Below are 23,669 nucleotides of genomic sequence, written 5' to 3'. Positions count from 1 at the left end.
TGGTGCTTTCCGCCGACGCCCCGCACCGAGGATCCGCGCACCTTCATGCCTTCCGACATATCCGCCATAGCTGAATCCCGGTGTCGGCGCGTTCTGGTGTGGCTGGTCCCCCTGCTGTGGACCCTGGGGCTCGGTCTGTGGGGGCTCTCCCGGCAGGACAGCGTGTGGCGGGACGAGGCGGCGACCTGGCAGGTGGCCGGGCGGTCGGCGGGTGAGATATGGGCGATGCTCGGACACGTGGATGCCGTGCACGGGCTCTACTACCTGCTGATGCACGGCCTCTTCGAGGTGTTCGGGGCGAGCACGGCGACCCTGCGGTTGCCGTCGGTGCTGGCCGTCTCGGTCACCGCGGCCTGTGTGGCGCTGATCGGGCGGCGCCTGGCCGGGTTCTGGGCGGGGCTCGGCGGCGGGCTGGCCCTCGGGCTGCTGCCGGCGGTCCAGTTCTACCTCCAGGAGGGTCGCCCGTACGCGCTGGTCGCGGCGGGGGCCGGGCTCTCCACGCTGCTGCTGGTCTCGCTCCTGGAGCGCGGGGCCGGACGGCGGGCCTGGCCGCGCTGGGCGGCGTACGGAACCACCGTGCTGGTGTGCGCCCTGCTGAACTGGCTGTCCCTGCTGGTGCTGCCGGCGCACGCGGCGACCCTGGGGTGGGCGCGGGCCGGGCGGCGGGTGTGGCTGTGCTGGGCGGCGTACGGCGCGGGCGCTGTGGCGGGGGCGCTGCCGCTGATCCTGTTCAGCCGCGGCCAGTCCGACCAGGTGTCCTGGATACCGCCGCTGGCCTGGCACATGCTGATCGGGCCGGGGATCCTGCTGGCGATCGGCGGGCTGGGCGCATGGGCGGACGGGTCGAACCGGGCGGAGCGGGCGGACCGGTCCGACCGCGAGGCGCTCTCGGTGGCTGCGGTCGGCCTGCCGCTGCTGGCGGTGCCGCAGCTCGGGTTGCTCGGGCTGTCCCTGGTGCAGCCGCTCTTCCAGGACCGGTACGTGCTGTTCAGCATGGTGGGGCTGGCGCTGCTGATCGGCGCCGCCCTGGGAGCGGCCGTACGGGCCTGCGCGCCCCGCCTCCCGAGGGCGGCGGGCCTGCTGGTGCCGGGCGCGGCCGGGCTCTCGGTGCTGGCCCTGCTGCCGGTGGAACTGGACAAGCGGGCCCCGGCCAGCCGGATCGACGACGTGCTCGCGGTGGCCGGCGAGGTGGCCGGGCTGAAGCGGGACGGGGACGCGGTGCTGTTCGTCCCGGCCGCGCGCCGGGACACGGCGCTGGTCTCGCCCAGCGCCTTCGGGGGCCTGGCCGATGTGGCGCTGGCCGCGTCGCCGGCCGCCTCGGCCACCCTGAAGGGCGAGGAGACGGACCCCGCGCGGATCCGGACGGCGCTGCTCGGCCAGCGGCGGGTGCTGCTGGTGACGGACGCGGAGAAGGTGGCGAAGCCGCCGTCGGCGGAGCGGGACAAGGCCAAGGAGGCGGTCCTGCGGGAGCACTTCGCGGTGGTGGCGGACCGGCAGGTGCGGGGGCGCCGGGTGACGGTGTACGAGCGGCGTGGATAGCCGCCGATCGACTGCCGACATCCGACATAGCGGGTCCTGTCAGGGCATGCCCCGGGTTTCACACGAGCTTCACAGGATTCACAGGGGATTCATACGGAACTCCATCCTCCGGACATAGGTTCGGCGGGCAGGGTGGAAAAATGATCCACTCCACGCTCCCTCGACCGGCCCGGCGCACCCGTGCGCGGCGGGCGTCCCGGATCCTGCTCGCGCTGTCGGCGACGGCCGTCCTGATCGGCGTGGACCTGCCCGACGACGCCACCGGACCGCCGCTCGGCGTGACCGCGTGGGCGCGACCCGGCGCCACCGCCGACCGGGTGGGCGCGCTCTTCGGGGGCGGGCAGAGCAGCGGGCACCACTGCACCGCCGCCGTGGTGCACAGCGAGGAGGGCGATGTGATCGCCACTGCCGCGCACTGCCTGGAGAGCCCGAACACCACCGTCTTCGCGCCGGGCTACCGCGACGGCAAGGCCCCGTACGGATTCTGGAAGGTCACCGGCACCTACATCGCTCCGGGCTGGACGGACGGACAGGACCCGGACGACGACGTCGCGTTCGCGACGGTAGCCCCGGTGGACGGCGGGCGGACCGGGAGCGTGGAGGACCTCGTGGGCGGTTTCCCGGTCGCCGCCGAGCAGCCGGACGACGCCAAGGTGACGATCATCGGCTACCCGCGGACCCTGGAGGCCCCGGTGCGCTGCGCGAACACCACCGCCCTGTTGTCCCCGACCCAGCGCCGGATCGGCTGCCCGGACCTCACCGGCGGCACCAGCGGCAGTCCCTGGCTGGTGAACGGGGCGCTGGCCGGGGTGCTCGGCGGATACGAGGGCGGCGGGAGCGTCCCGGAGATCTCGTACAGCGCGGTCCTGGGCGACCGGGCGGTGCAGCTGTACCGGCAGGCCCGGTCCTGAGGCCCCGCGGTCCTCGAGGCCCGCGGGCGTCCCGCCGCCGCCCCTAGCGGCCGGCCGGGATGCGTTCCGCGTCGGGTGCCGAGGGCTGAGCGGGAAGCCGGTCGACCGACGGGCCGCGCGGGGTGCCCGACCGGATGTCCTGCACCCCGCGGCGCAGGCGGTCGCGCAGCAGCCGGCCGAGCGGGCGTTCCACGAGCCGGTGGACGAGCCAGGCGAGCAGCAGCATCGCGGTGATCACGCCGATGACCAGCGGTACGGGCGCCACGTCGTGGCGGAAGAGATGGATGAAGGTCAGCCCGGCCATCATGTGGATCAGGTAGAGCGGGTACGTCAGCGCTCCGGCGTGCGGGAGCCAGCGCCACCGGACGCCGTCGAGGGCGCCGAGGGCTATGGCCGCCATGAGGGCGAAGCCCAGGGCGATGATCAGGTGCACGGGCCAGGCGGGCGTCCGCTCGGTCGCGGCCCGGCCCAGGTTGGTGATCATGCGGGCGTGCACGTAGTGCTGCGCGAGGAGGAACTGGACGCCGACGACGGCCCACAGGACGGCGTTCGGCCGGAAGCGGCGCATCAGGTAGAAGCCGATGCCGGCGATGAAGTACGGGGACGAGGACGAGGCCGCGAAGAAGGACAGCACGCCGTTGTCGGCGGTGGGCGCCACGACGCCGGCCAGGGTCCAGGCCGCACAGAACAGGACGCAGTTGCGGTAGGTCACGCCGCGCATGACCACGATCGCGAACAGTACGTAGAACTTGAGCTCGACGAAGAGGGTCCAGTAGGCGTCGTCGATGTTCGGGACGCCGAGGCCGCCCTGGAGCATCGACAGGTTCACCAGGACATGGCTGAACGCCTTGACCTGCCTGACCTCGGGCCAGGCGTACAGCACGAGGGTGGTGAAGGCCACGGCCGCCCAGTAGGCGGGAAAGAGCCGGGAAACCCGGGACACCGCGAAGTCGCCCACCGTGCGGCCCCAGGCGCTCATGCAGATCACGAACCCGCTGACCAGGAAGAAGATCTCGACGCCGAGCCAGCCGTAGACGGCGAGCCGGTGGGCGGTCGGGAAGATGGCCGCGGGCTCTTTCCCCCAGGCGCTTTCGAGGGCGAAGTAGTGGTAGAAGAGCACGCTGAGCGCGGCGAGGACCCGCACCCCGTCGAGGACCGCCAACCGCCCGCCGGGGGCCGCTCCGGCCGACACGTGGCCCTGGCCGCCCGCCCGCAACTCTCCGGCTGAACTGCGCGAGCTCATCCGCCGACCGCCCCCTTGAATGTATGACTGTCCGATAACCGCCTTAGGTCAGCGGAACCATACAGCGCACGTCCGCGCAGCTCACATCGCCGGTCCGGGAACTACGAAAGAGCGGTGGGAGCCTCGAACCAGGTCGGCTCGTCGCGCAGGGCCCGGTGGATCCGCTCCAGGCCGAAGGGGTCCAGTGGCGGCAGCGCGTCCACCTCGAACCAGGCCACTTCGAGGGACTCGTGGTCATTGGCCCGTGCCTCGCCGCCCGTCGCACGGCAGCGGAAGGTGATGTCCTGGAACTGGCAGACGTCGCCGTTGGGGTAGGTCATCGGCTCCGTCATCTGGACGAGGACCACGCGCTCGACGACGCAGCGGACCGCCGTCTCCTCGTACACCTCGCGCACGGCGGTCTCGGCGGGCTGCTCCCCCGGCTCGGCGATGCCGCCGACCACCGCCCACTGCCCGGTGTCGGAGCGCCGGCCGAGCAGCACCCGGCCGAGGTCGTCGAAGACGATGGCCGTGACTCCGGGGAGCAGGAGCAGCTGGTGCCCGGCGGTGGCGCGGATCCGGCGGATGAAATCGGGAGTGGTCATGCCCCGACCCTACGAGGCCGCCGGACCGAATCCGGCCTCAGGCGGCGCGGCGCGAGCGGATCCGACGGTTCAAGATCCACCCGAAGCCCCCGGCGGCCAGCAGGAGCAGCGCGTATTCCGGCAGCGGACCGACGACCGTGGCCGGGGTGCGGCCGGAGCGCAGCGGGATCTCGGCGACCAGTGCGTCCGCGGTGAACATCTTGGTCTGCGAGACGATCTTCCCGTCGGGGCGGATGACGGCACTGACCCCGCTGGTGACGGGGACGAGGACGGTGCGGCTGTGCTCGACGGCGCGGATCCGGTCCATGGCGAGCTGCTGGTAGGTCATCTGGGTCCGGCCGAAGGTGGCGTTGTTGCTCGGTACGGCGATCACCTGGGCGCCGGCCCGGACGGTGGAGCGGACGGCGTCGTCGAAGGCGGCCTCGAAGCAGGTGACCATGCCGACGCCGCTGCCGGCCATGTCGAAGACGCCGGGCTCCTTGCCGGGACCGAAGTCGCGGCGCACCCGGTCCACGTCGGAGCTGAAGAGACGGACGACGGAGCGCATCGGGATGCGCTCGCCGAAGGGCTGGATCTTGCGCTTGTCGTAGGTCGCGGTGGGGCCCTTGACCGGGTCCCACAGGATCATCGTGTTGCGCAGCGGACCCGTCTCCGGGGCCACCACGGCTCCGATGGCGACGGGTACGCCGATGGCCTTGACGGCCTGGTCGATGACGGCGTGGGCGTCGGGCTCGGCGTACGGGTCGAGGTCGGAGGAGTTCTCCGGCCAGACGACGAAGTCGGGCTTCGGGGCGCGACCGGCCCTGACGTCCTCGGCGAGCTGCACGGTGCGCTTGGCGTGGTTGTCGAGGACGGCCCGGCGCTGGGAGTTGAAGTCGAGGCCGAGGCGGGGCACGTTGCCCTGGATGACGGCGACCACGGCGGTGCCGTCCTCGGCCGCGTCGGAGACCAGCGGGCGGGCGGCGAGGCCCGCGCCGATCGGGGCGGCGACGGCGAGCGCGGCCAGCGCGGCGGTGGTGCGGCCCGGGTGGCGGCGGGTGGTGCGCAGGACCTCGTAGAGGCCGAATCCGCAGAGGGCGACCCCGAAGGAGAGCAGGGGCGTGCCGCCGAGGGCGGCGAGCGGGGTGAAGACGCCGTCGGCCTGTCCGAAGGCGAGCTTGCCCCAGGGGAAGCCGCCGAAGGGGGCCCGGGCCCGCAGGGCCTCGCCCGCGACCCAGACTGCGGCGGCGAACAGCGGCCAGGCCGGGAGCCGGCTGACCAGGGCGATGCCGAGGCCGGTGAGGCCGATGAGGAGTGCTTCGAGGGTGCTCAGCGCCAGCCAGGGCACCGGGCCGACCTCCTCGCCGGTCCACACGAGGAGCGGCAGCAGGTAGCCGAGCCCGGCGAGGAGTCCGAGGCCGAAGCCGGCCCGGGCACGGCGGCCGTGGAGGCAGCCGGCGAGCAGGGCCAGGGCGAAGGGGGCCAGCCACCACAGCGGGCGGGGCGGGAAGCTGAGGTAGAGCAGCACGCCCGAGAGCGCGGCGAGCAGGGCGCGCAGCAGCCACAGCCCCTTGCGGTGCGCGGCGGACCGGGCGGTCGCGGGGGGCGTGGCCGCGGCGGACCGGGGCCCGTCGGCGGACTGCGAAGGCTCGTTCCCGGTCGTGCGGGTGACACTGCTGCTCATCTGGCGGAGTGTACGTCCCCGCACGTCGCGGACGGGTGAGCGCCCGGCCGCGCTCCGCCGGACCACCCCTACCGGGCGAGGGCGCGCAGGTGCGTGCGGATGACGCGGACGGCGTTCTCGGCGTCGTCGACGGTGACGGTGAAGCGCTTGCCGTCGCCGAGGACGAGGGCCAGGCCCTCGCCGCGCCGGACGATGATCGCGGTCCCCTTCTCGGGGCGCCAGCGGTGGCCCCAGCCTCCCCACTGCTGCGGGGTGATGCTGGGAACGAACTCGGCGGAGGCGACCTCGGTGAGCCGGATCCTGCGGCGGGGCACGCCTATGTGCCCGCAGCGCACTTCCATGGCCTCGGCGTCGACGGTGACGGCGACGTGTACGAACGCCAGGGTGCCGTAGAGGATGAGCAGCCCGACGGCGAGGCAGCCGATCACGGACATGAGCAGCGGGATGACGCCGGCGGTCCAGGCGTAGTCGACGGCGAGCTCGACACCGAGCGCCAAACAGGCCGCACCGACGGCGGCGAGCAGCCATTGCACGCGGTTGGAGGCGCGGCCCGCCCAGAGCGGACCCGGAGGGTGACCCGTCATGAGTAGCAGCGTACTCACGTTCCGCTTGCCCGCCACCGTCTCTCGCCCACTCGGTGCAGCGCGGCTCCCGCACCGCGGACGAGCGCGTCGCGCAGGGCCGGGTGGCGGCCGGTCATGAAGCGGTGCAGGTTGCGGGAGGCGAAGGCCACGCGTTGGGCGCTGCGGCGGCGCTCGGTGTCGTACGCGCGCAGGGCGCCGGGCAGCCCGGCGGGTCCGGCCGCGGCGACGGCGCGGGTCAGGGCCTCGGCGTCGAGGAGGGCGGTGCAGGCGCCCTGGCCGAGGTGGGACGTCATGGCGTGGGCGGCGTCGCCGACGAGGGCGATCCGGCCGTCGGCGACGAAGCTCGGGAGCGCGGGGTACAGGTGTCGCACCTCGTACCGGATCCAGGTCGCGGGATCGGTCCCGGCCAGCACGCGCGGGATGGGGTCGTGCCAGTCGGCGAAGGCCTCCCGTACCTCCTGGGCGCTGGTGGCCCCGGGAACGGCGGCGTACCAGTTGGTGCGTCCGGCCTCGACGGGGGTCATGCCGAAGAAGCGGCCCGCGCCCCAGGTCTCGCCGTAGCGGCCGGTCTCGAATCCGGCGATGCCGATCCAGGCGTCCGTGCCGACCGGGCGCGGTGCGACGACTCGGCCGAAGTACGTCGTGCGCACCACGCTGTTGATGCCGTCGGCGCCCACGACCAGGTCGGCGGCGAGTGCGGTCGGGTCGGTGAGGTGCCGGCCGTACGCGATCCGCTCGCCGCCGAGCCGGTCGAGCGCGGCGAGCAGCGCGTCGATGAGGTGGGGCCGGGAGATGAGCAGTTCGGGGCGGCCCGCCCGGCGCTCGATCCGTTCGAGCGGCAGGGCGGCCAGCACCTGCCCGTCGGGGCGCCGGATCCGGGCTCCCCGGTACGGGACGGCCCGTGCCCGCAGCGCGTCGCCGAGGCCGAGCCGGTCGAGCGCGGCCTGGGCGGTGGGGTGGATCCCGAAGGCGGTTCCGTAGCGGTCGAGCGCGGTGCGCCGTTCGAGGACGGTCACCTTCCAGCCCGCGCGGCGCAGGCCGACGGCGGCGGCGAGTCCGCCGACTCCCGCACCGACGACCACGGCCGTGCCCGCGCCGCGCCCCGGTGCCCGCCCTTGCCCTTGCCCGCTCCAGGTTTCGCCCATGGCCCGCCCCTTCGCCACACGATCCATCACCACCACAGATGTGGTACCACATTTGTGGTACCACGACTGTGGTTATGGTGGCAACGTGAATCAGGACCGGAGGGACCGGCTGCGGGACGCGGCCATCGCCGTACTGGCGCAAGAGGGCGGGCGCGGGCTGACGCACCGGGCCGTCGACGCGGCCGCCACCGTGCCGACGGGCACCGCCAAGAACTACTTCCCGACCCGCGACGCCCTGCTGCGGGCGGCGGCCGAACGCTGCGCCGAGCAGTACCGGGCGCTGGCGCAGACCCCGTCGGGGTCCGGACCGGGGCCCGCCGGTGCGGTGCAGCTCGCGGCCCTGCTCGCGGGGCTGCTGCGCAACGTGGCCGGACCCGGCCGCACCCGGGTGCTGGCGTACCTGGAGCTCCAGGCCGAGGCGGCGCGCCGGCCCTGGCTGGCCGCGCTGCTGGACCCGGTCGCGGCGGCGGACTTCACGGCGCACGCGTACCTGCTGCGCGCGGCCGGACTGCCGGCCGGGCCGGCGCGGGCCCGCGCGCTGACCCTCGCCCTGCACGGCGCCGTCCCCCACCTGCTGACCGGCGCCCCGGCCACCCTGGCGGCGGCCGGCCTGGACGACCTGGACCGCTTCACGCGCGAACTGCTGGCGGCCGTGTGCGAGGAGGAGGACCGGTGATCACCCGACTGGACCGGGCCGTGGGAGCCGTCATCGGCTCGGCGGCGGGCGATGCACTGGGCGCGCCCTACGAGTTCGGGGCGGCGGGAGAACTGACCGCGCGCGGCGCCGAGATGGCCGGGGGCGGCGGTTGGGACCCCGGTGAGGCCACGGACGACACGCAGATGGCCGTCCTCGTCGCGGAATCCCTGCTGGAGCGCGGCGGTCTCGAACTCCCCGACGTCTTCGACCGGTTCCAGCGCTGGGCCGCCGGGCAGCCCAAGGACATCGGACTGCAGACCGAGGACGTGCTGACCAACGGCGAGTCCTGGGAGCTCGCCGCGGCCCTGCACTTCCAGATCAACGCACGGGCAGCGGGCAACGGTTCCCTGATGCGGGCCGCCACCTCGGCGGTCTACTTCGCCCCCGCCGGGCGGGAGGGGACCATGGACGCCGCCCGGCGGATCGCGGCCCTGACGCACGGCGACCGGGCCGCCTGGGAGGGGACCGCGATCCTGCACGAGCTCGTCCGCGTCGCCCTGGAGGGGGCCGACCCGCTGGCCGCCCTCCCCGCGACGCTCGCCGCGGTGCATCCGGCCCACCGCGAGCGGTACGGCCGCGTGCTCGCCCCCGACTGGCGTCCGGAGCTGGCCACCGAGTTCAACGGGGCGGTGTGGCCCTGCCTGGGCTCGGCCGTGTGGGCGCTGCGGACCACCAGCGGATTCGCCGAGGCGGTACGGGCCGCCGTGGACCTGGGCGGGGACACCGACACGGTGGCCGCGGTGACGGGAGCCCTGGCCGGCGCCCGGTACGGCCAGGGGGCGGTCCCGGAACACTGGACGGCAGCGCTGCACGTGCCGCTGCCCGGGTTCGGGGACCGGGTCCTGGACGCGGACGACCTGCGCACGCTGGCTCAGCGGCTCGCGGCGGCCGGCTCCCGCTGAAGCTCCAGGCGCCGCCCCCTGAAGGCCGCGCGCAGCCGCCGGTCGTGCGTGACCAGGACCAGGGTGCCGCCGAAGTGGGCCAGGGCCGCCTCCAGTTCCTCCACCACGGCCGGGGCCAGGTGGTTCGTGGGCTCGTCCAACAGCAAGAGGTCGAGGGGGCGCGCCACCAACCGGGCCAACTCCAGCTTGCGGCGCTGACCGGCGGAGAGGGCGCGCACGGGGCGGGCGAGGTCGTCCGGGGCGAGTAGTCCGTGCCCCGCCACCTGGTCGGCCCACTCCTGGCCGAACAGCTGCACGACGGAGCGCGGTTCGCGCTGCCACGGGTCGTCCTGCCGGAGCAGCCCGACCCGCGAAGGCGCCCGTACGCTGCCCCGTACGGGCTCCAGTTCCCCCGCGAGCAGGTGCAACAGGGTCGACTTCCCGGCGCCGTTGGGCCCGGTCACCAGGAGCCGCTCCCCCGGCGGCAGCGTGAGCGAGACGGGTGCGAGGCGTCCCGGCAGGGTCGCGCCGGCGACCTCGACCGCTCCCGCCGAACCCTCGGTGAACCGGCCGGTGAAGGAGAGCGGTCGCGGGGGCGGCGCGACCGGGTGCTCGGTCAGCCGGTGCAGCCGCTCGCGGGCGGCGCGGATGCGGCTCGCGGCGCCGTGGGTCCGGGACCGGGCACGGAAGGCGCCGGCTCCGCTGAAGCCGCGCGGCAGCTTCCGCGGGATCGCGGCGAACCGCCCGATGTTGGTGTCGGCGAGCCGCTCGGCGTCCCGCACCTCCTCGCGCCACTGCTCGTACTCCCGCTCCCGGCGGGCCCGTTCGGCGGCGCGGGCCGTGCGGTAGCCCGCGTAGCCGTTGCCGTAGCGGCGTACCGTCCGGCTGTCCTGGTCCACTTCGAAGACGGCGGTCGTGACGCGGTCGAGGAAGAGCCGGTCGTGGGTGACGGCGACGACGGTGCCGCGGTGGGCGAGCAGATGCTCCTCCAACCAGGCGACCGCCTCGTCGTCGAGGTCGTTGGTGGGTTCGTCGAGCAGCAACAGTTCCGGCTCGGCGGCCAGGGTCGCCGCGAGCGCGAGCCGGGAGCGCTGACCGCCGGAGAGGGTGCCGAGCGGGCGGTCCGGGTCGAGCTCGGCGCGTTCGCCGAGGCGGCGCAGGGTGGCCGCGACGCGCCGTCCGGCATCGCGGCCGCCGCGCGCCTCGTAGGCGGCCAGGAGATCTCCGTACGCGACGAGTTCCTCGGGGCCGGCCCGGTGGAGCAGGGATTCCGCGGCGCGGATCCGGCGCTCCAGGGCGCGCACGTCCGCGAGGGCGAGGTCGACGGCCTCGCCGACCCGGGCGGTCGGCGGGAGATCGAGGGTCTGGGCGAGGTGCCCGAGGCCGCCGGGGGCGGTGACGGCGACCTCTCCGTGGTCGGGGCGCTCCCGTCCGGCGAGGAGCCGGAGCAGGGTGGACTTGCCGGAGCCGTTGTCACCGACGACGCCGACCCGCTCGCCGGGCCGGACCGTGCAGCTGACGCGGTCCAGGACGACGCGGGTGTCGTAGCTCTTGGTGACCTCGGACAGGACGATCTGGGTGGTGGCGAGTGGTGCACGCAAGGGCGGTCCCTTCGGGAGTCGCACGAGACGAACCGTTCCGTCTCGCTACATCCGCAACCGTAGATCAGGTCCGGATCGGATGCAAGACGATTCGTCTCGCCAGGGGGTGAGGCAGTCGGCCGGTCAGCCGACGGGCGCGCCCTGGCCCGCGAGCAGCCTGCCTTCGGCGTACGCGAGCGCGGCGGCGGGCAGGGTCCCCTCGCGCCCGCTGCGCAGCACGGTCAGTCCGCCCGTGCGCGGCAGGTCGGGCTCGGGCCGCAGCCCGAGGCGGCGCAGCGCCTGGACCGCGACCGGCTCGGCGGAACCGTGGAAGGCCAGTTCCGCGCCCCGGGTCCGCTCGGCGAGGGCGGCCCGGATGGCGCCCTCGACCAGCTCGTAGTGCGTGCAGCCGAGCACCACGTCGGTGACGTCTGCCGGAGTCAGCGCGGCGGCCGCGGAGACGGCGGCCGCGACGGCGGCGTCGTCGGCCGCCTCCACCGCATCGGCGAGTCCGGGGCAGGGCACTTCGGTGACCCGGGCCCCGGTGGCGAAGTCGCGGATCAGCCCGCGCTGATAGGCGCTGCCGGTGGTGGCGGGGGTGGCCCAGATCGCCACCCGGCCGCCGGCCGCTGCGGCGGGCTTGATCGCCGGTACGGTCCCGATGACCGGGATGGCCGGCTCCAGCTCCGCCCGCACGGTGTCCAGGGCGTGCACGGTCGCCGTGTTGCAGGCGACGATCAGCGCGTCCGGGCGGTGCGCGGCGGCAGCCCGGGCGACGCCGAGTGCACGCTCGGTGAGGTCGGCGGTGGTCCGCGGACCCCACGGCATGCCGTCGGGGTCGGAGGACACGACGAGATCCGCGTCCGGCCGCAGCCGCCGCACCGCCGCGGCCGCCGCGAGGAGGCCGATTCCGGAGTCCATGAGCGCGATCTTCACTCGGCCACCTTAGTCGACCCCCGCCCCGCCGGGGCCCTGCACCCGCACACGACCGGGCCCCACCGAAGGGGACCACCACCCCGACCGGAGCCCCGCACACCAGCCCGCACCCCGGGCCGGGAGACCGCCGAACCGGGACCGCAAGGCCACCGTCCCCGAGGCCGAACGGCCGCCGCACCCGGGGCGCGGGGATGCGCCCGGCCGGAGCCCGGCGCGCGGCCACAGCCGCAGCCGCAGCGAAGCCGCCGCACCCCCGGCGGGAGGCCGTCGATCCCGGAGGGCGGGGTACGCACCGCCCCGACCGGGACCCCGCCGCACACACGGCCGCAAGGCCACCGCACCCCACCCTCAGCGGAGGGCCGCGGCACCCGGGTCACCGGAATGCGCACCACCCCGGCCGGGGAACACCCCGCCCCCGCCGGGAGGCCGCCGCACCCGGGGGGGCCGGGGTGCGGGACAGGCTCGGCGGGGCCCGGCACACTGCCGACATGGGCCTCCTCACCGCCGCCTGCGCGGCCTACGCCTCCCTCGCCGCCTGGCTCTGGCTCACCCTCGCCCAGGGCATGTTCTGGCGGACCGACGTCCGCCTCCCGCCGCGTACGGCCCCCGCCCGCTGGCCGTCCGTCGCCATCGTCGTTCCGGCCCGGGACGAGGCCGAGGTGCTGCCGCGGAGCCTGCCCTCGCTGATCGCCCAGGACTACCCCGGCGAGGCCGAGGTGATCCTCGTCGACGACGGCAGCACCGACGGCACGGGCGAACTCGCGCGCCGACTCGCCCGCGAGGACCCGGGGCTCCCGCTCACCGTCGCCACCCCCGGCGACCCCGCCCCCGGCTGGACCGGCAAGCTCTGGGCGCTCCGGCACGGCATCGGGATCGCCCGCACCGCGCACGCCACCGAGCCCGATTTCCTCCTGCTCACCGACGCCGACATCGCGCACGAACCCGACAGTCTGCGCGAATTGGTCGCCGCCGCCACCTCCGCGGACCTCGACCTCGTCTCCCAGATGGCCCGCCTGCGGGTGGTCGGCCCGTGGGAACGCCTCGTCGTACCGGCCTTCGTGTACTTCTTCGCCCAGCTCTACCCCTTCCGCCGGATCAACCGACCCTCCGCCCGGACGGCGGCGGCCGCCGGCGGCTGCGTACTGCTGCGCACCACGACCGCCGTGCGGGCCGGGATCCCCGACTCCATCCGCCAGGCGGTCATCGACGACGTGTCCCTCGCCCGCGCGGTCCACCGCTCCGGCGGTCGGATCTGGCTGGGACTCGCGGAGCGGGTGGACAGCGTGCGCCCGTACCCCGCACTCGCGGACCTGTGGCGGATGGTCTCGCGCAGCGCCTACGCCCAACTGCGCCACCAGCCCCTCCTGCTGGCCGGGACGGTGGCCGGGCTGGTGCTCGTCTACCTCGTGCCCCCGGCCTCCCTACTGACGGGGCTCGCGGCCGGACGTCCGGCCATCGCCTGGGCGGGCGGCCTGGCGTGGCTGCTGATGGCCGGCACCTACCTGCCGATGCTCCGGTACTACCGCCAGCCGGCCGCGCTCGCTCCGCTGCTTCCGTTCACCGCGCTGCTGTACCTCCTGATGACCGTCGACTCGGCCGTCCAGCACTACCGGGGCCGCGGGGCGTCCTGGAAGGGTCGAACCTATGCCCGTCCGAGTGACGCCTGAAACGGCGAACTGCGCCCCGAGGCAGCGTCATCCGAGGTCACCGCCTTGTGACGCTACGTCAGCACGAAGTCGGTGCAACACCCAACCGGTGAGTACGAGTGCGAACAAGGTGGGGCGGAAGTGGCGAATCGTGCACGTGAACGTCAAGTGAAAGGTGAGGCCCTGACCTGCGAATATGCAGGTCAGGGCGGGGTTGACGCCACCTCGCTATGGACCCGGTGAAGTCGTGGGCTTAACTTAGGTCCCATGACCTCCCCCCGCTCCACTTATGGCGGCGGTTACTACTCCGCGCCCTCCTTCCCGGACACCCCCATCTACGACTCCCTCGTCGCCGAACGCGGCACTCCGCAGATCGCCCCGATCCGCGTCCCGGCCGCCTACGAGTCCCCGAGTGCCGGTTACTCGAGCGGCGGGTACCTGCCGGCTCTCGCTTCGTCGATGCCCGCGCTGCCGCCGGCCCAGCCCCAGCAGCAACAGACCTCGGGGTACGGGTACCCGTACCAGCAGCAGTCGGCCCCGCAGCCGATGCCGCTGCAGCAGGCGCCGGCCCCGTACATCCCGCAGCAGCAGCCGATGGCGGCCCGCGGCGGATTCGTGCAGCAGCCCCAGCCGCAGCAGCCCCAGCAGCAGCAGCCCCGCCCGGTCGCCATGGCCACCGGGTACGAGGCGATGCGGCCGGCCGCGCCGCGTCTGATGCAGGTGCCCGCACCGGTGCCGGCCGCCTCGTACGAGGACCCGTACGGCCGCCCCTACCAGGGGCGCGGCTACTGACGGGGCTCTGAGCGCGGGCGGCGGAGGGGCTGGCAGGATGCCCCCATGTCGAACTTGCACGTGCAGGCGCTCCACATCCATCCCGTCAAATCGGTAGCGGGGACCGCTCCCGACGAGGTGGTCGTGGAGCCCTGGGGTCTGTCCGGGGACCGACGTTGGGCGCTGATCGATCCCGAGGGCACGGTCATCACCCAACGCCGCCACCCCCGCCTCGCCCTGGCCGCGGCCCGTCCCGCGGGCGGCGGCCGGATCGCCGTGACGGCGCCGGGCATGGCGGAGCTGTTCGTGGAGGTGCCCGAGCCGGGTCCGCTGGAGCCGGCGGTTCTGTTCGGGAAGAAGGTCGAGACCGTGGCCGCGGCGACCACCGCGGCCGACTGGTTCAGCACGTACCTCGGGGAGCCGGTACGGCTGGTGCACATGGATGATCCGGCGGTACGCCGTCCCGTGGACCCGGACTACGCCCTGCCGGGCGAGACGGTGAGCCTCGCCGACGGCTATCCGCTGCTGATCACCACGCTCGCCTCGCTGGACGCGCTCAACTCGCTGATCGCTCAGGGGGACCATCCCGGGGAAGGCCCCCTGCCCATGAACCGTTTCCGCCCCAATGTGGTGGTTTCCGGGGCCGAGGCGTGGGCGGAGGACGGCTGGCTCCGCATCGCGATCGGCGACGCCGTCTTCCGCGGTGTGCGCGAATGCGGTCGGTGCGTCGTCACCACCACCGACCAGGAGACGGCGGAACGGGGCAAGGAGCCGCTGAAGACCCTGGGCAAGCACCGGCGGATCGGCCGGTCGCTCGCGTTCGGGAGGCTCCTGGTGCCGGTGCGGCTGGGCACGGTGCGCGTCGGCGACGAGGTCCGTGTCCTCGCATGACGCGTCCGGGGCTCTCCTGGGGCGGGTGGGACGGGAGGGGCGGGTGGGGCGGGTGGGTGGTCGCGGACCGGCGACCGGCCGCCCGGATTGACACCTTCGAGGGGCTCGGCGCCCGGGCAGGAACCAACTGGCACGACCAAGCCGTTGGATCAGTCAGGACAGAGGCGCAGACAGGCGGAGACTGGCACAAGTTGGGGGAGCCGGACCGTGCGGACAGCAATGGGTGTGTGGCGTTGGCGGCGCAATCCGCTGCGGCGGCCGACCGACCTCTTCGAGGCGTGGGTGGCGTTCGCCGCGCTGGTGTGCGTCCTGGTGGTGGCTCCGGCCATCGGCTGGGTCGCGGGCCTACGGGTGGACGGTACCCTTCAGCAGGCCGCGCACCAGCAGCGGCAGGAGCGTCATCTCGTCCCGGCGGTGGTCCTGCGGCCCGCCCCGGAGTCGGCGGTGGCCGCGGGCGCTTCCGCGAGCGCCTCGGCGGACACGTCGGCGCAGCGGACGGCCCCGCACCGTACGCAGATCGTGGCCGCGTGGACCGCACCGGACGGCAGCAGCCATCAGGGCACGGTGCCGGCCGCGGAGGAACCGCCGCGGCCGGGCGAGCGGTTCCGGATCTGGACGGACGCGCGCGGCCGGCTGGTGGGGCAGCCGCTCGACCCGTCCGCGGCCGTGTTCCACGCGGGGATGGCGGGGCTGGCCGCCGCGATCTGCGTGGCCACCCTGGTGGAGACGGTCCGGCGGCTGGTCGTACGGCGGCTCATGCATCGGCGGTACATACGTCTGGACCGGGCCTGGGCGGCGGCAGGACCGGACTGGGGCCGAGCGGGCGCGGGCAGTTGACCTGGCCGCTCATCGGCCCCGCGCGCGCTACGGTGGAGCGGCCGGATCGGTCGCTCCAGTGACTTCGGTGGCTGCGGTGACTTCAGACTTCCGTGGCATCGGTCGTATCGGCAGCGCGAGCACGAGGGTGGGGGCACGACAGCACCATGGTTCAGGGCACGGTCCAGGTAACGCACGGTGGGACTTCGCGGTGGCGGCGCCGCTCCGGTGAGTATCCGACGCTGGCCGCTGCGCTCGCCGTAGCGGGCGACGGGGACGTGCTGACGATCGCCCCCGGCACCTACCGCGAGAACCTGGTGCTGGACCATGCCGTCACCCTGCGCGGGCCCGAGGGCGCGGCGGGGTCGGTGCGGATCGCCCCGCTCGACGGGGTGGCGCTGACCCTGCGCGCCTCGGCCGTGGTCCAAGACCTGTATCTGGAGGGACAGGACCGGGCGGCGCCCGCCCTGCTGGTGGAGGACGGCTGCCCCGAGCTCACCGACCTGCGGGTGAGCACCCACTCCGCCGCCGGCATCGAGGTACGCGGCTCGGGAGCCCGGCCCCTGGTGCGGCGGTGCACCGTGGAGAATCCGGCCGGCGTCGGCATCGCCGTACTGGACGGTGGCGGCGGGGTGTTCGAGGAGTGCGAGGTCGTGGCCGCCGGGCAGAACGGCGTCTCGGTGCGCGGCGGCGGCCGGCCCCGGCTGGAGCGCTGCCGGATCCACCACGCCACGGGCGCGGGCATCGCCATCACGGGCGAGGGTTCGGGGTTGGAGGCGCTGGGCTGCGAGGTGTACGAGGTCAAGGGCGCCGGGGTGCAGATCGCCGCGCGCGCCACGGCGCGGCTCACCGACTGCTCGGTGCACCGCACCTCGGCCGACGGGGTCACGCTCGACACCGACGCGGTGCTCACCCTGACCGGCTGCGACATCCACGACATCCCGGAGAACGCTGTCGATCTTCGGTCCCGTTCGGTGCTCGCCCTCAGCCGCACCACCGTGCGCCGGTTCGGCCGCAACGGCCTGTCCGTATGGGACCCGGGCACCCGGGTGGACGCCGAGTCCTGCGAGATCCACGACAGTACGGGCGACTATCCGGCGGTGTGGATCAGTGACGGGGCCACGGTCTCCCTCGACTCCTGCCGGGTGCACGACGTACCGGACGCGCTGTTCGTACTGGACCGCGGGTCGCGGGTCGACGTGGTCGACAGCGATCTGTCCCAGGTGCGCAACACCGCCGTCTCCGTGAGCGACGGTGCCACCGCGCAGCTCGACGACTGCCGGATCCGCGAGGCGGCGACCGGGGCCTGGTTCCGCGACCACGGCAGCGGCGGCACGCTCGCCGGCTGCACCATCGACGCCGTGCAGACCGGTGTGATCGTCACCAAGGGCGCCGACCCCTCCCTGGAACGGTGCACGGTCACCTCCCCCGCCGAGGCCGGCTTCTACGTGTCGGCGGGCGGCCGGGGCACCTTCACGGCCTGCAGGGTGACGGGCAGTTCCGGCTTCGGCTTCCACGTCATGGACGGCTGCCGCACCACGCTGGCGCGCTGCCACACCGAACGCTGCGCCCGCGGGGGCTACGAGTTCGCCGAGGACGGGCCGACCGCCGAGGAGTGCACCGGCGACGAGTCCGGTGCTCGTAGCGCCGACCGGTCCGCCCCCGGCGGCGCGCCCGCCGGGGCGCGGGCGGGCGTCCGTACTGCCACCGGGACGCAGAGCCCCGCGGCACGGCCGGCGCAGGCGCCCCCGCCTTCCGTACCGCGGCCCGCGGACGGGGCGGAGGGCGGTCCGGCCGCCGCCGCGCCGGAGTCCGGCGAGATGCTGGGCCGGCTCGACGCGCTGGTGGGCCTGGACAGCGTCAAACGCGAGGTGCGGGCGCTCACCGACATGATCGAGGTCGGTCGCCGGCGGCAGCAGGCGGGCCTGAAGGCCGCCTCGGTCCGCCGGCACCTGGTCTTCACCGGCTCCCCCGGCACCGGCAAGACCACGGTCGCCCGGCTGTACGGGGAGATCTTGGCCTCGCTCGGGGTGCTGGAGCGCGGGCATCTGGTCGAGGTGTCCCGGGTGGACCTGGTCGGCGAGCACATCGGCTCCACGGCGATCCGGACGCAAGAGGCCTTCGACCGGGCGCGCGGCGGGGTGCTCTTCATCGACGAGGCGTACGCGCTCGCGCCGGAGGACTCGGGCCGGGACTTCGGGCGCGAGGCGATCGACACGCTGGTGAAGCTAATGGAGGACCACCGGGACGCGGTGGTCGTGATCGTCGCCGGGTACACGGCGGAGATGGAACGGTTCCTGACGGTGAATCCCGGGGTGGCCTCGCGGTTCTCCCGGACGATCACCTTCGGCGACTACGGGCCCGGGGAACTGCTGCGCATCGTGGAGCAGCAGGCGGACGAGCACGAGTACCGGCTCGGTGAGGGTACGTCGCAGGCGTTGCTGACGTACTTCACGGAGCTGCCCAAGGGCCCGGCCTTCGGCAACGGCCGCACGGCCCGCCAGACCTTCGAGTCGATGGTGGAGCGGCACGCGGGCCGGGTGGCCCAGCTCTCGGAGCCCAGTACGGACGAGCTCACCCTGCTGTTCCCGGCGGATCTGCCGGCGCTGCCGGTCCAGCCCGCTCCTTGCTGACCGCGTCCGCGACCCGCTGACCCGGCACCTCGGCCCTCGCGGCGGCGTCCAACCGGGCGAGCAGGGCATCGCGTTCGGCGGCGAAGGCCGGATCGGCCTGGTAGTCGGTGTGGCCCAGGATCGGGGCGGGCAGCGGGTGGCGGGCGCTGCGCCCGTAGGCGAGCGGGTCGGCGAGCGGGCCGCGGTCCACGTCCGGTTCCGCGCCGGGCAGCGCCGGCCCGCCGATGGGGTCGGTGGCCCGCCAGAGGTTGCGCCAGCAGTCGACCTCGCGGTGCAGGGCGGTGAGCGGCCCCGGGCCGAAGTAGGCGGGGAACCAGCGGCCGTAGAGGCGGCCGAGCGGGGATCCGTAGGTGAGCAGGGCGACCCGGCGGCGGGCGGGCGGCGGCAGTTGCCAGACGGCCGCGGCGGCGAGCACGCTGCCCTGGGAGTGGCCGGAGATGACCAGGTGGCCGCCGGTGCGGCCGGTCCAGCCGGCCATCCGCCAGGTCAGGTCGGGTACGGCCCGCTCGGCGTAGCAGGGCGGCGCGAAGGGGTGGGCGGCGCGCGGCCAGAAGGTGCCGACGTCCCACAGGATCCCTATGGTCCGGCGGGCGGCCGGATCCCGGTAGGCGCGGCGGCCCCAGGCGATGAAGGCGGCGATGCCGAGGCCGATGAGCCAGGACCCGGCGTCCTGGGCGGCGCGGGCGGCGGTTTCCAGCAGCGGCACGGTCCCCCGGGCCGCCTCCCCCGGGACCTTTCCGCTGGACCAGGCCCCGGCCAGCGCGCCCGCGCCGAGCACCAGGGTGATTCCGGAGACGGCCGCCACGAACCAGGGCGCGGAGTCGGTGAGCGCGGCCGCGGTCCGCGCCCCGGCGATCCGGCGGCTGCGGGCGAGGTCCGGTGTCTCCCCCGGGTACTCGGCGGCCACGGCGGCTGCGAGCCGGCCCCGCGCCCGGGCTCCGAGCACCGCGAACCAGCCCGCGAGCAGCGCCAGTACGAGGAGCAGCGGGGGCAGTACGGCGGCCTGCCAGGACAGCAGTACGGGCGGCCCGGGCAGCGGGGCGCCGGGCGTCCCGGGTGTGGCTCCCCCGTCCAGCCAGTCGGCGACCCGCTGGGCGACCCCGCCGGACATCACCCCGCCGAGCGCGCAGCCGAGCATGGCGACGGCGGGCCCGCCGAGGCCGTACAGGGCGGTCGCCGGGTCGGGGGCCTTGCGGTAGAGGTGGCGGGCGACGGCGGCGAGGGCCAGTACGCAGAGGCCCTGCCCCAGCATGAGCACGCCGAAGGTCAGGTCCCCGGGGAGCCGTCCGGTGGCCGTCCAGTCGGGGCGCGACCAGCAGGCGTGCACGAGTACGGCGGCGAGCAGGGCCAGGGCGGCGCCGGGCAACAGGGTGACCGCGGCCCGGTCGAGCCGGTGGTCGGGCCGGGCCTCGGTGCGGCCGCGCCGGCACACGACGGACGCCACGGCGACGGCACCGACGGCGAGCAGGACCTGCGTGAGCGTGCCGAGGGCCGCGAGGAGGGGGGCGCCGGCCCGGCGGTCGTGGCGGGCGGTCGGCACGGAGACGGCCACGGCCACGGTGAGCAGCCCGGCAGCGGTGTGCGCGGCGCGCAGCCGGGCCACGAGGCGGCGGCCGTACCAGAATCCGGGGCGCCCGAGCGCGGGCTCGGGGTCCGAGGCGGTGTCCGGGTCGGCGGCGCCGGCGGGCGGGGGCTGGGACTCGTAGGCGCTCCAGGTGCGGTTCGACAGGTACCAGAGCAGCCCGGTCAACGCGGCGGGGACCAGCGCCCCGAGGGCGAGGCGCCGCCCGGGCTGGGCCCACCAGCCTCCTCCCGGTGCGAGGAAGCCGAGCCAGGAGCGGAACCGGGCGCCGGCGCAGCTCCCGGAGCCCGCGCACTGCCAGGCGAGGAGGTCGAGCGCGACCTCGCAGGCGGCGGCGATGAGCAGCACGGTCAGGCTGAGGGCGAGGATCCGGACGAGGACCCCGTACGTGCGCACGGCGCGCGGCGCGGGGTCGGCGGCGGGTGTGGCCGGCCGGGCCCAGTGGGCGAGGTTGGCCACCATGAAGGGCAGGAGCAGCAGCCACAGGGCGCGGGCGCCGTTGCCGGAGGTGAGCCGGGACCAGCAGTAGGCCTCGGGGACGGGTCGCCCGGCGTACCGCTCGGGGTGGGCCTCGGCGTCGGCGTCCTCGGTGCGGCGGAAGACGGCGGCGGTGGAGTCGCCGGTGACACGGACGGTGCGCGGGTCGCCGAGCAGCTCGCCGGGGGCGGCGCCGGCGACTCCGTGGACCAGGAGTTCGAGGGCGAGGGGGGTGTCGGGCGGGATGTGGGGCGGGGAGGTGTCGGGCTGGGGGCGGTCGGGCACAGCGGCCTCCGCTCGCGGGGCGGGATCGGCGCGGCTCCAGCATCCCGCGCGACACAGCCGCTGCCCAGGTCCCGCGCGGGGATCGGCAGAGATCGGACGGGGTCGGTCAGCAGCGGGCGGGGGCGGACGCGATCGCTCAGGATCGGTCGTGATCGCTACGGACTTCTCACGGCTACGGGGCTATGGTGACGCGCACGCCCGTCCAGAACCTCATCCCAGGGGGTACCGCCCATGGCTCGCCGACTCCGACCGGTGGGGCTCGACTTCATCGACGACGCGCCGGTCCGGCTGGTCTTCGCCACCGACACCGTGGCGCCGCCCGAGGCCGTGTACCAGGCGCTCGCCGAGGAAGTGGAGGGCTGGACCGACTGGTTCGGGGCGGTCACCCTGGCCCGCCCCACGCACGGGGGCGCGGGCCGCGAGATCAGGCTGAGGGGCGGGGTGCGCTTCCAGGAGACCATCATGGCCGCGGATCCCGAACGGCGGTACGCGTACCGGGTCGACACCACCAACGCCCTCGGAGTGCGGGCCCTGTTGGAGGAGTGGCGGCTGACCCCGGCCGGTACCGGCACGCACGTCCGCTGGACGTTCGCGGCGGACGGGCCGGCCCCGTTCCGCTTCGGCCTGGCACTCGCCCGCCCGGGCCTGGGCCACTCCTTCCGCACGGCGGTCCGGAGCTTGGACGGGCGGCTCGGCGCCCGGCGCGGGGCGGGTCAGTAGCCGGGGACGCCGTCGTACCGGTCGCGCGGTGCACCTCGGCCGGTCGTCCGTGGCTCCCCGCCCCGCACCCCGGGCGGCCCGACGGGTTGTCAGGCGGCCGGTTCGCGCCAGACCCCGGTCGTCAGCAGCGTGTCGATGGTCTTGGCGTACGGGGCGATGTCGAGCCCCTGCGCCGCCAGCCACTCGTCGGAGTAGTACTTGTCCAGGTAACGGTCGCCCGGGTCGCACAGCAGGGTGACGACGCTGCCCGTACGGCCCTCCGCCACCATCTCCGAGATGATCTTCAGGGCGCTCCACACGCCGGTGCCGGTCGAGCCGCCCGCCTTGCGCCCTATCGCCGTCTCCAGCGCGCGACAGGCGGCGACGCTCGCCGCGTCCGGTACCTTCATCATCCGGTCGATGGCCCCGGGCACGAAGCTCGGCTCCATCCGCGGCCGGCCGATGCCCTCGATGCGCGAGCCGCAATCGCTGCTCGCGTTCGGGTCGTTGTTGGTCCAGCCGTCGAAGAAACAGGAGTTCTCCGGGTCGGGTACGCAGACGCGGGTGTCGTGCTGCATGTAGTGCACGTAGCGCGCTATCGTCGCCGAGGTGCCGCCGGTGCCGGCTGTCGCCACGATCCAGGCGGGCTCGGGGTACCGCTCCAAGCGCAGCTGCTGGTACATCGATTCGGCGATGTTGTTGTTGCCGCGCCAGTCGGTGGCCCGCTCCGCGTAGGTGAACTGGTCCATGTAGTGCCCGCCCGTTCGGGCGGCGAGCTCGGCCGACTCCTCGTACATCTTCATCGGGTCGTCCACGAAGTGGCAGGCGCCGCCGTGGAATTCGATGAGCCGGCACTTCTCCGGGCTGGTCGTGCGCGGCATGACGGCGATGAAGGGGACGCCGATCAGCTTGGCGAAGTAGGCCTCGGAGACGGCGGTGGAGCCGGACGAGGCCTCGATGACCGGACGGCCGGGCCGGATCCAGCCGTTGCAGAGCGCGTAGAGGAACAGCGAGCGCGCGAGGCGGTGCTTGAGGGAGCCCGTCGGGTGCGTGGACTCGTCCTTGAGGTAGAGGTCGATGCCCCACGCCTCGGGGAGCGGGAAGCGCAGCAGGTGGGTGTCGGCGGAGCGGTTGGCGTCGGCCTGGACCTTGCGGACGGCCTCCTTCAGCCAGGCCCGGTAGTCCGCGTCGCTGCGATCGACGTCGACGGTCGTGGCAGTCGTACCGGTGGTACCGGTGGTTCTGGTGGTGCCGGTGGTGCTCATGTGCCGCGCTCCTTCATGGGTGAACTTCGCCCCCTTCTTCGCAATGTACCCCTCCCACCTGCACAAACGTTCGCTTTGGGGATCCATGCGAATCCCTTTCGATCGCGTTCGGTTGCACTGCGCGGCACGGTGGGTGACCCTGGTGGAGCATTACCGAGGGTGCAGCACCCGTAACACTCATGTCGGGGAGTCGCAGCCGTGATCAATCATTCCCGCAGGCACTGCGTCGTCGAACTGCAGGCCTTGCCGTCGCGGATCGGCCAAATCCGCAGAATCGTTTCTGCACAACTGCGCCACTGGGAGCTCGACCCGCTCATAGACCGGGCTGCGCTCGGCGTGACGGAACTGCTCAGCAACGTCCACCGCCACGCGCAGCCGGACAAGACCTGCACCGTGGAGATCGAACTCCGGCTCGGGCGCCTGACGGTCTCCGTCATCGACAGCGATCCGCGGCTGCCGGTCGTCCACCGGACGCGGGCGGAGACGCTGGAGACCTGCGGACGCGGGCTCGCCCTGGTGGAGGCGCTCAGCGAGGCCTGGGGGGCGCGCGAGCGGCCCGACGGCCCCGGAAAGGCGGTGTGGTTCTCGCTCACGGCGGCCCCGGCCCGGGCGGCGCCGGTACGGCCGGTCCCCATCAGGGCCGTGCCCGTACGAGAACCGGCGCGTGCGGTGCTCCTGGCCGTCGATCCGGGGGCCGTCGCGACGGGCCTGCCGGTGGCATCGCCGGTCGGCGCCCGGCCCGGGTGACCGACCCCGGGCCCGGGGCCCGGCCCGACCTGCGGGCCCTGCCCGATCCGTGGGGACGGCCCGATCCGTGGGGACGGCCGGCACGACGGCCCAG

20 protein-coding genes are annotated in these 23,669 nt (G+C 74.5%); 11 read left to right on the top strand and 9 right to left on the bottom strand.

From position 1 onward, the window contains the following. Nucleotides 1-45 precede the first annotated feature (45 nt). Together OG386_RS37610 and OG386_RS37605 are read left to right on the top strand one after the other, a co-directional pair. Nucleotides 46-1,539, top strand: a complete 1,494-nt coding sequence (locus tag OG386_RS37610) for a hypothetical protein (protein WP_328791826.1) — start codon at nt 46-48, stop codon at nt 1,537-1,539. Between the two features lie 140 nt (nt 1,540-1,679). After that, nucleotides 1,680-2,450, top strand: coding sequence for a trypsin-like serine peptidase (locus OG386_RS37605; protein WP_328791825.1), 771 nt, complete (start codon nt 1,680-1,682; stop codon nt 2,448-2,450). Between the two features lie 43 nt (nt 2,451-2,493). Here OG386_RS37605 and OG386_RS37600 read toward each other — a convergent pair whose 3' ends face one another. From OG386_RS37600 to OG386_RS37580, 5 genes are all read right to left on the bottom strand, one after another. Beyond that, entirely contained in the window at nt 2,494-3,693 is a 1,200-nt protein-coding gene (locus OG386_RS37600) for an acyltransferase family protein (protein WP_328791824.1), read from the bottom strand. Between the two features lie 101 nt (nt 3,694-3,794). Beyond that, nucleotides 3,795-4,277 (bottom strand): NUDIX hydrolase, encoded by a 483-nt coding sequence (locus OG386_RS37595; RefSeq protein ID WP_328791823.1) that lies wholly within the window; start codon nt 4,275-4,277, stop codon nt 3,795-3,797. A gap of 37 nt (nt 4,278-4,314) precedes the next feature. Next, nucleotides 4,315-5,940, bottom strand: a complete 1,626-nt coding sequence (lnt, locus tag OG386_RS37590) for an apolipoprotein N-acyltransferase (protein ID WP_328791822.1) — start codon at nt 5,938-5,940, stop codon at nt 4,315-4,317. A gap of 68 nt (nt 5,941-6,008) precedes the next feature. Next, nucleotides 6,009-6,524, bottom strand: a complete 516-nt coding sequence (locus OG386_RS37585; RefSeq protein WP_327387001.1) for a hypothetical protein — start codon at nt 6,522-6,524, stop codon at nt 6,009-6,011. A 14-nt stretch (nt 6,525-6,538) separates the two neighbouring features. Continuing rightward, complete coding sequence (locus tag OG386_RS37580; RefSeq protein ID WP_328791821.1) at nt 6,539-7,669, bottom strand: FAD-dependent oxidoreductase; 1,131 nt, start codon at nt 7,667-7,669, stop codon at nt 6,539-6,541. 85 nt (nt 7,670-7,754) lie between these two features. On the opposite strand from OG386_RS37580, the gene OG386_RS37575 reads away from it, so the two are divergent. Both OG386_RS37575 and OG386_RS37570 read left to right on the top strand, forming a co-directional pair. Beyond that, entirely contained in the window at nt 7,755-8,345 is a 591-nt protein-coding gene (locus tag OG386_RS37575) for a TetR/AcrR family transcriptional regulator (protein ID WP_328791820.1), read from the top strand. Then, nucleotides 8,345-9,268: an ADP-ribosylglycohydrolase family protein gene (locus OG386_RS37570; RefSeq protein WP_328793501.1), complete on the top strand. Its 924-nt coding sequence runs from the start codon at nt 8,345-8,347 to the stop codon at nt 9,266-9,268. The genes OG386_RS37575 and OG386_RS37570 overlap by 1 nt, the downstream gene beginning before the upstream one ends. On the opposite strand, the gene OG386_RS37565 is transcribed toward OG386_RS37570, so the two are convergent. After that, complete coding sequence (locus OG386_RS37565) at nt 9,238-10,848, bottom strand: ABC-F family ATP-binding cassette domain-containing protein (RefSeq protein ID WP_328791819.1); 1,611 nt, start codon at nt 10,846-10,848, stop codon at nt 9,238-9,240. The genes OG386_RS37570 and OG386_RS37565 overlap by 31 nt on opposite strands. A 123-nt stretch (nt 10,849-10,971) precedes the next feature. Next, nucleotides 10,972-11,763 carry a glutamate racemase gene (locus tag OG386_RS37560; protein WP_328791818.1) on the bottom strand — a complete coding sequence of 264 codons (792 nt, stop codon included), beginning with the start codon at nt 11,761-11,763 and terminating at the stop codon, nt 10,972-10,974. Nucleotides 11,764-12,251: 488 nt separating this feature from the next. Here OG386_RS37560 and OG386_RS37555 point away from each other — a divergent pair, with 488 nt between their 5' ends. The 5 genes from OG386_RS37555 to OG386_RS37535 all read left to right on the top strand — a co-directional run bounded on the left by OG386_RS37555 (nt 12,252) and on the right by OG386_RS37535 (nt 18,520). After that, nucleotides 12,252-13,430 carry a glycosyltransferase gene (locus OG386_RS37555; RefSeq protein ID WP_328791817.1) on the top strand — a complete coding sequence of 393 codons (1,179 nt, stop codon included), beginning with the start codon at nt 12,252-12,254 and terminating at the stop codon, nt 13,428-13,430. A gap of 246 nt (nt 13,431-13,676) precedes the next feature. Beyond that, nucleotides 13,677-14,201 carry a DUF6643 family protein gene (locus tag OG386_RS37550; RefSeq protein WP_328791816.1) on the top strand — a complete coding sequence of 175 codons (525 nt, stop codon included), beginning with the start codon at nt 13,677-13,679 and terminating at the stop codon, nt 14,199-14,201. A 45-nt stretch (nt 14,202-14,246) separates the two neighbouring features. Further along, entirely contained in the window at nt 14,247-15,071 is an 825-nt protein-coding gene (locus tag OG386_RS37545) for an MOSC domain-containing protein (protein WP_328791815.1), read from the top strand. A gap of 207 nt (nt 15,072-15,278) precedes the next feature. Further along, nucleotides 15,279-15,908: an Rv1733c family protein gene (locus tag OG386_RS37540; protein ID WP_328791814.1), complete on the top strand. Its 630-nt coding sequence runs from the start codon at nt 15,279-15,281 to the stop codon at nt 15,906-15,908. 146 nt (nt 15,909-16,054) lie between these two features. Next, nucleotides 16,055-18,520 (top strand): right-handed parallel beta-helix repeat-containing protein, encoded by a 2,466-nt coding sequence (locus OG386_RS37535; protein WP_328791813.1) that lies wholly within the window; start codon nt 16,055-16,057, stop codon nt 18,518-18,520. Here the strand turns inward: OG386_RS37535 and OG386_RS37530 are convergent. Continuing rightward, on the bottom strand, nt 18,462-20,864 hold the full coding sequence (locus OG386_RS37530) for a hypothetical protein (protein WP_328791812.1): 2,403 nt from the start codon (nt 20,862-20,864) through the stop codon (nt 18,462-18,464). The two genes, OG386_RS37535 and OG386_RS37530, sit on opposite strands and share 59 nt — an antisense overlap. 231 nt (nt 20,865-21,095) lie before the next feature. Here OG386_RS37530 and OG386_RS37525 point away from each other — a divergent pair, with 231 nt between their 5' ends. After that, nucleotides 21,096-21,584, top strand: a complete 489-nt coding sequence (locus OG386_RS37525; RefSeq protein WP_328791811.1) for an SRPBCC family protein — start codon at nt 21,096-21,098, stop codon at nt 21,582-21,584. 89 nt (nt 21,585-21,673) lie between these two features. Here OG386_RS37525 and OG386_RS37520 read toward each other — a convergent pair whose 3' ends face one another. Further along, nucleotides 21,674-22,828, bottom strand: coding sequence for a PLP-dependent cysteine synthase family protein (locus OG386_RS37520; protein ID WP_328791810.1), 1,155 nt, complete (start codon nt 22,826-22,828; stop codon nt 21,674-21,676). A gap of 198 nt (nt 22,829-23,026) precedes the next feature. Here OG386_RS37520 and OG386_RS37515 point away from each other — a divergent pair, with 198 nt between their 5' ends. Beyond that, nucleotides 23,027-23,575 (top strand): ATP-binding protein, encoded by a 549-nt coding sequence (locus tag OG386_RS37515; protein ID WP_327386986.1) that lies wholly within the window; start codon nt 23,027-23,029, stop codon nt 23,573-23,575. Nucleotides 23,576-23,669 lie beyond the last annotated feature (94 nt).

Origin of the sequence: Streptomyces sp. NBC_00273 (assembly GCF_036178145.1) — a bacterium.
Classification (GTDB): domain Bacteria; phylum Actinomycetota; class Actinomycetes; order Streptomycetales; family Streptomycetaceae; genus Streptomyces.
Note: the sequence above shows the minus strand (reverse complement) of the source record. Positions and strands in the feature narration are given on the sequence as shown.

Bases quoted from the DNA above. Each gene is read 5' to 3' on its own strand.
- OG386_RS37610 (WP_328791826.1), top strand. From the start codon at position 46: ATGCCTTCCGACATATCCGCCATAGCTGAATCCCGGTGTCGGCGCGTT.
- OG386_RS37605 (WP_328791825.1), top strand. From the start codon at position 1,680: ATGATCCACTCCACGCTCCCTCGACCGGCCCGGCGCACCCGTGCGCGG.
- OG386_RS37600 (WP_328791824.1), bottom strand. From the start codon at position 3,693: ATGAGCTCGCGCAGTTCAGCCGGAGAGTTGCGGGCGGGCGGCCAGGGC.
- OG386_RS37595 (WP_328791823.1), bottom strand. From the start codon at position 4,277: ATGACCACTCCCGATTTCATCCGCCGGATCCGCGCCACCGCCGGGCAC.
- lnt (WP_328791822.1), bottom strand. From the start codon at position 5,940: ATGAGCAGCAGTGTCACCCGCACGACCGGGAACGAGCCTTCGCAGTCC.
- OG386_RS37585 (WP_327387001.1), bottom strand. From the start codon at position 6,524: ATGACGGGTCACCCTCCGGGTCCGCTCTGGGCGGGCCGCGCCTCCAAC.
- OG386_RS37580 (WP_328791821.1), bottom strand. From the start codon at position 7,669: ATGGGCGAAACCTGGAGCGGGCAAGGGCAAGGGCGGGCACCGGGGCGC.
- OG386_RS37555 (WP_328791817.1), top strand. From the start codon at position 12,252: ATGGGCCTCCTCACCGCCGCCTGCGCGGCCTACGCCTCCCTCGCCGCC.
- OG386_RS37550 (WP_328791816.1), top strand. From the start codon at position 13,677: ATGACCTCCCCCCGCTCCACTTATGGCGGCGGTTACTACTCCGCGCCC.
- OG386_RS37545 (WP_328791815.1), top strand. From the start codon at position 14,247: ATGTCGAACTTGCACGTGCAGGCGCTCCACATCCATCCCGTCAAATCG.
- OG386_RS37535 (WP_328791813.1), top strand. From the start codon at position 16,055: ATGGTTCAGGGCACGGTCCAGGTAACGCACGGTGGGACTTCGCGGTGG.
- OG386_RS37525 (WP_328791811.1), top strand. From the start codon at position 21,096: ATGGCTCGCCGACTCCGACCGGTGGGGCTCGACTTCATCGACGACGCG.
- OG386_RS37520 (WP_328791810.1), bottom strand. From the start codon at position 22,828: ATGAGCACCACCGGCACCACCAGAACCACCGGTACCACCGGTACGACT.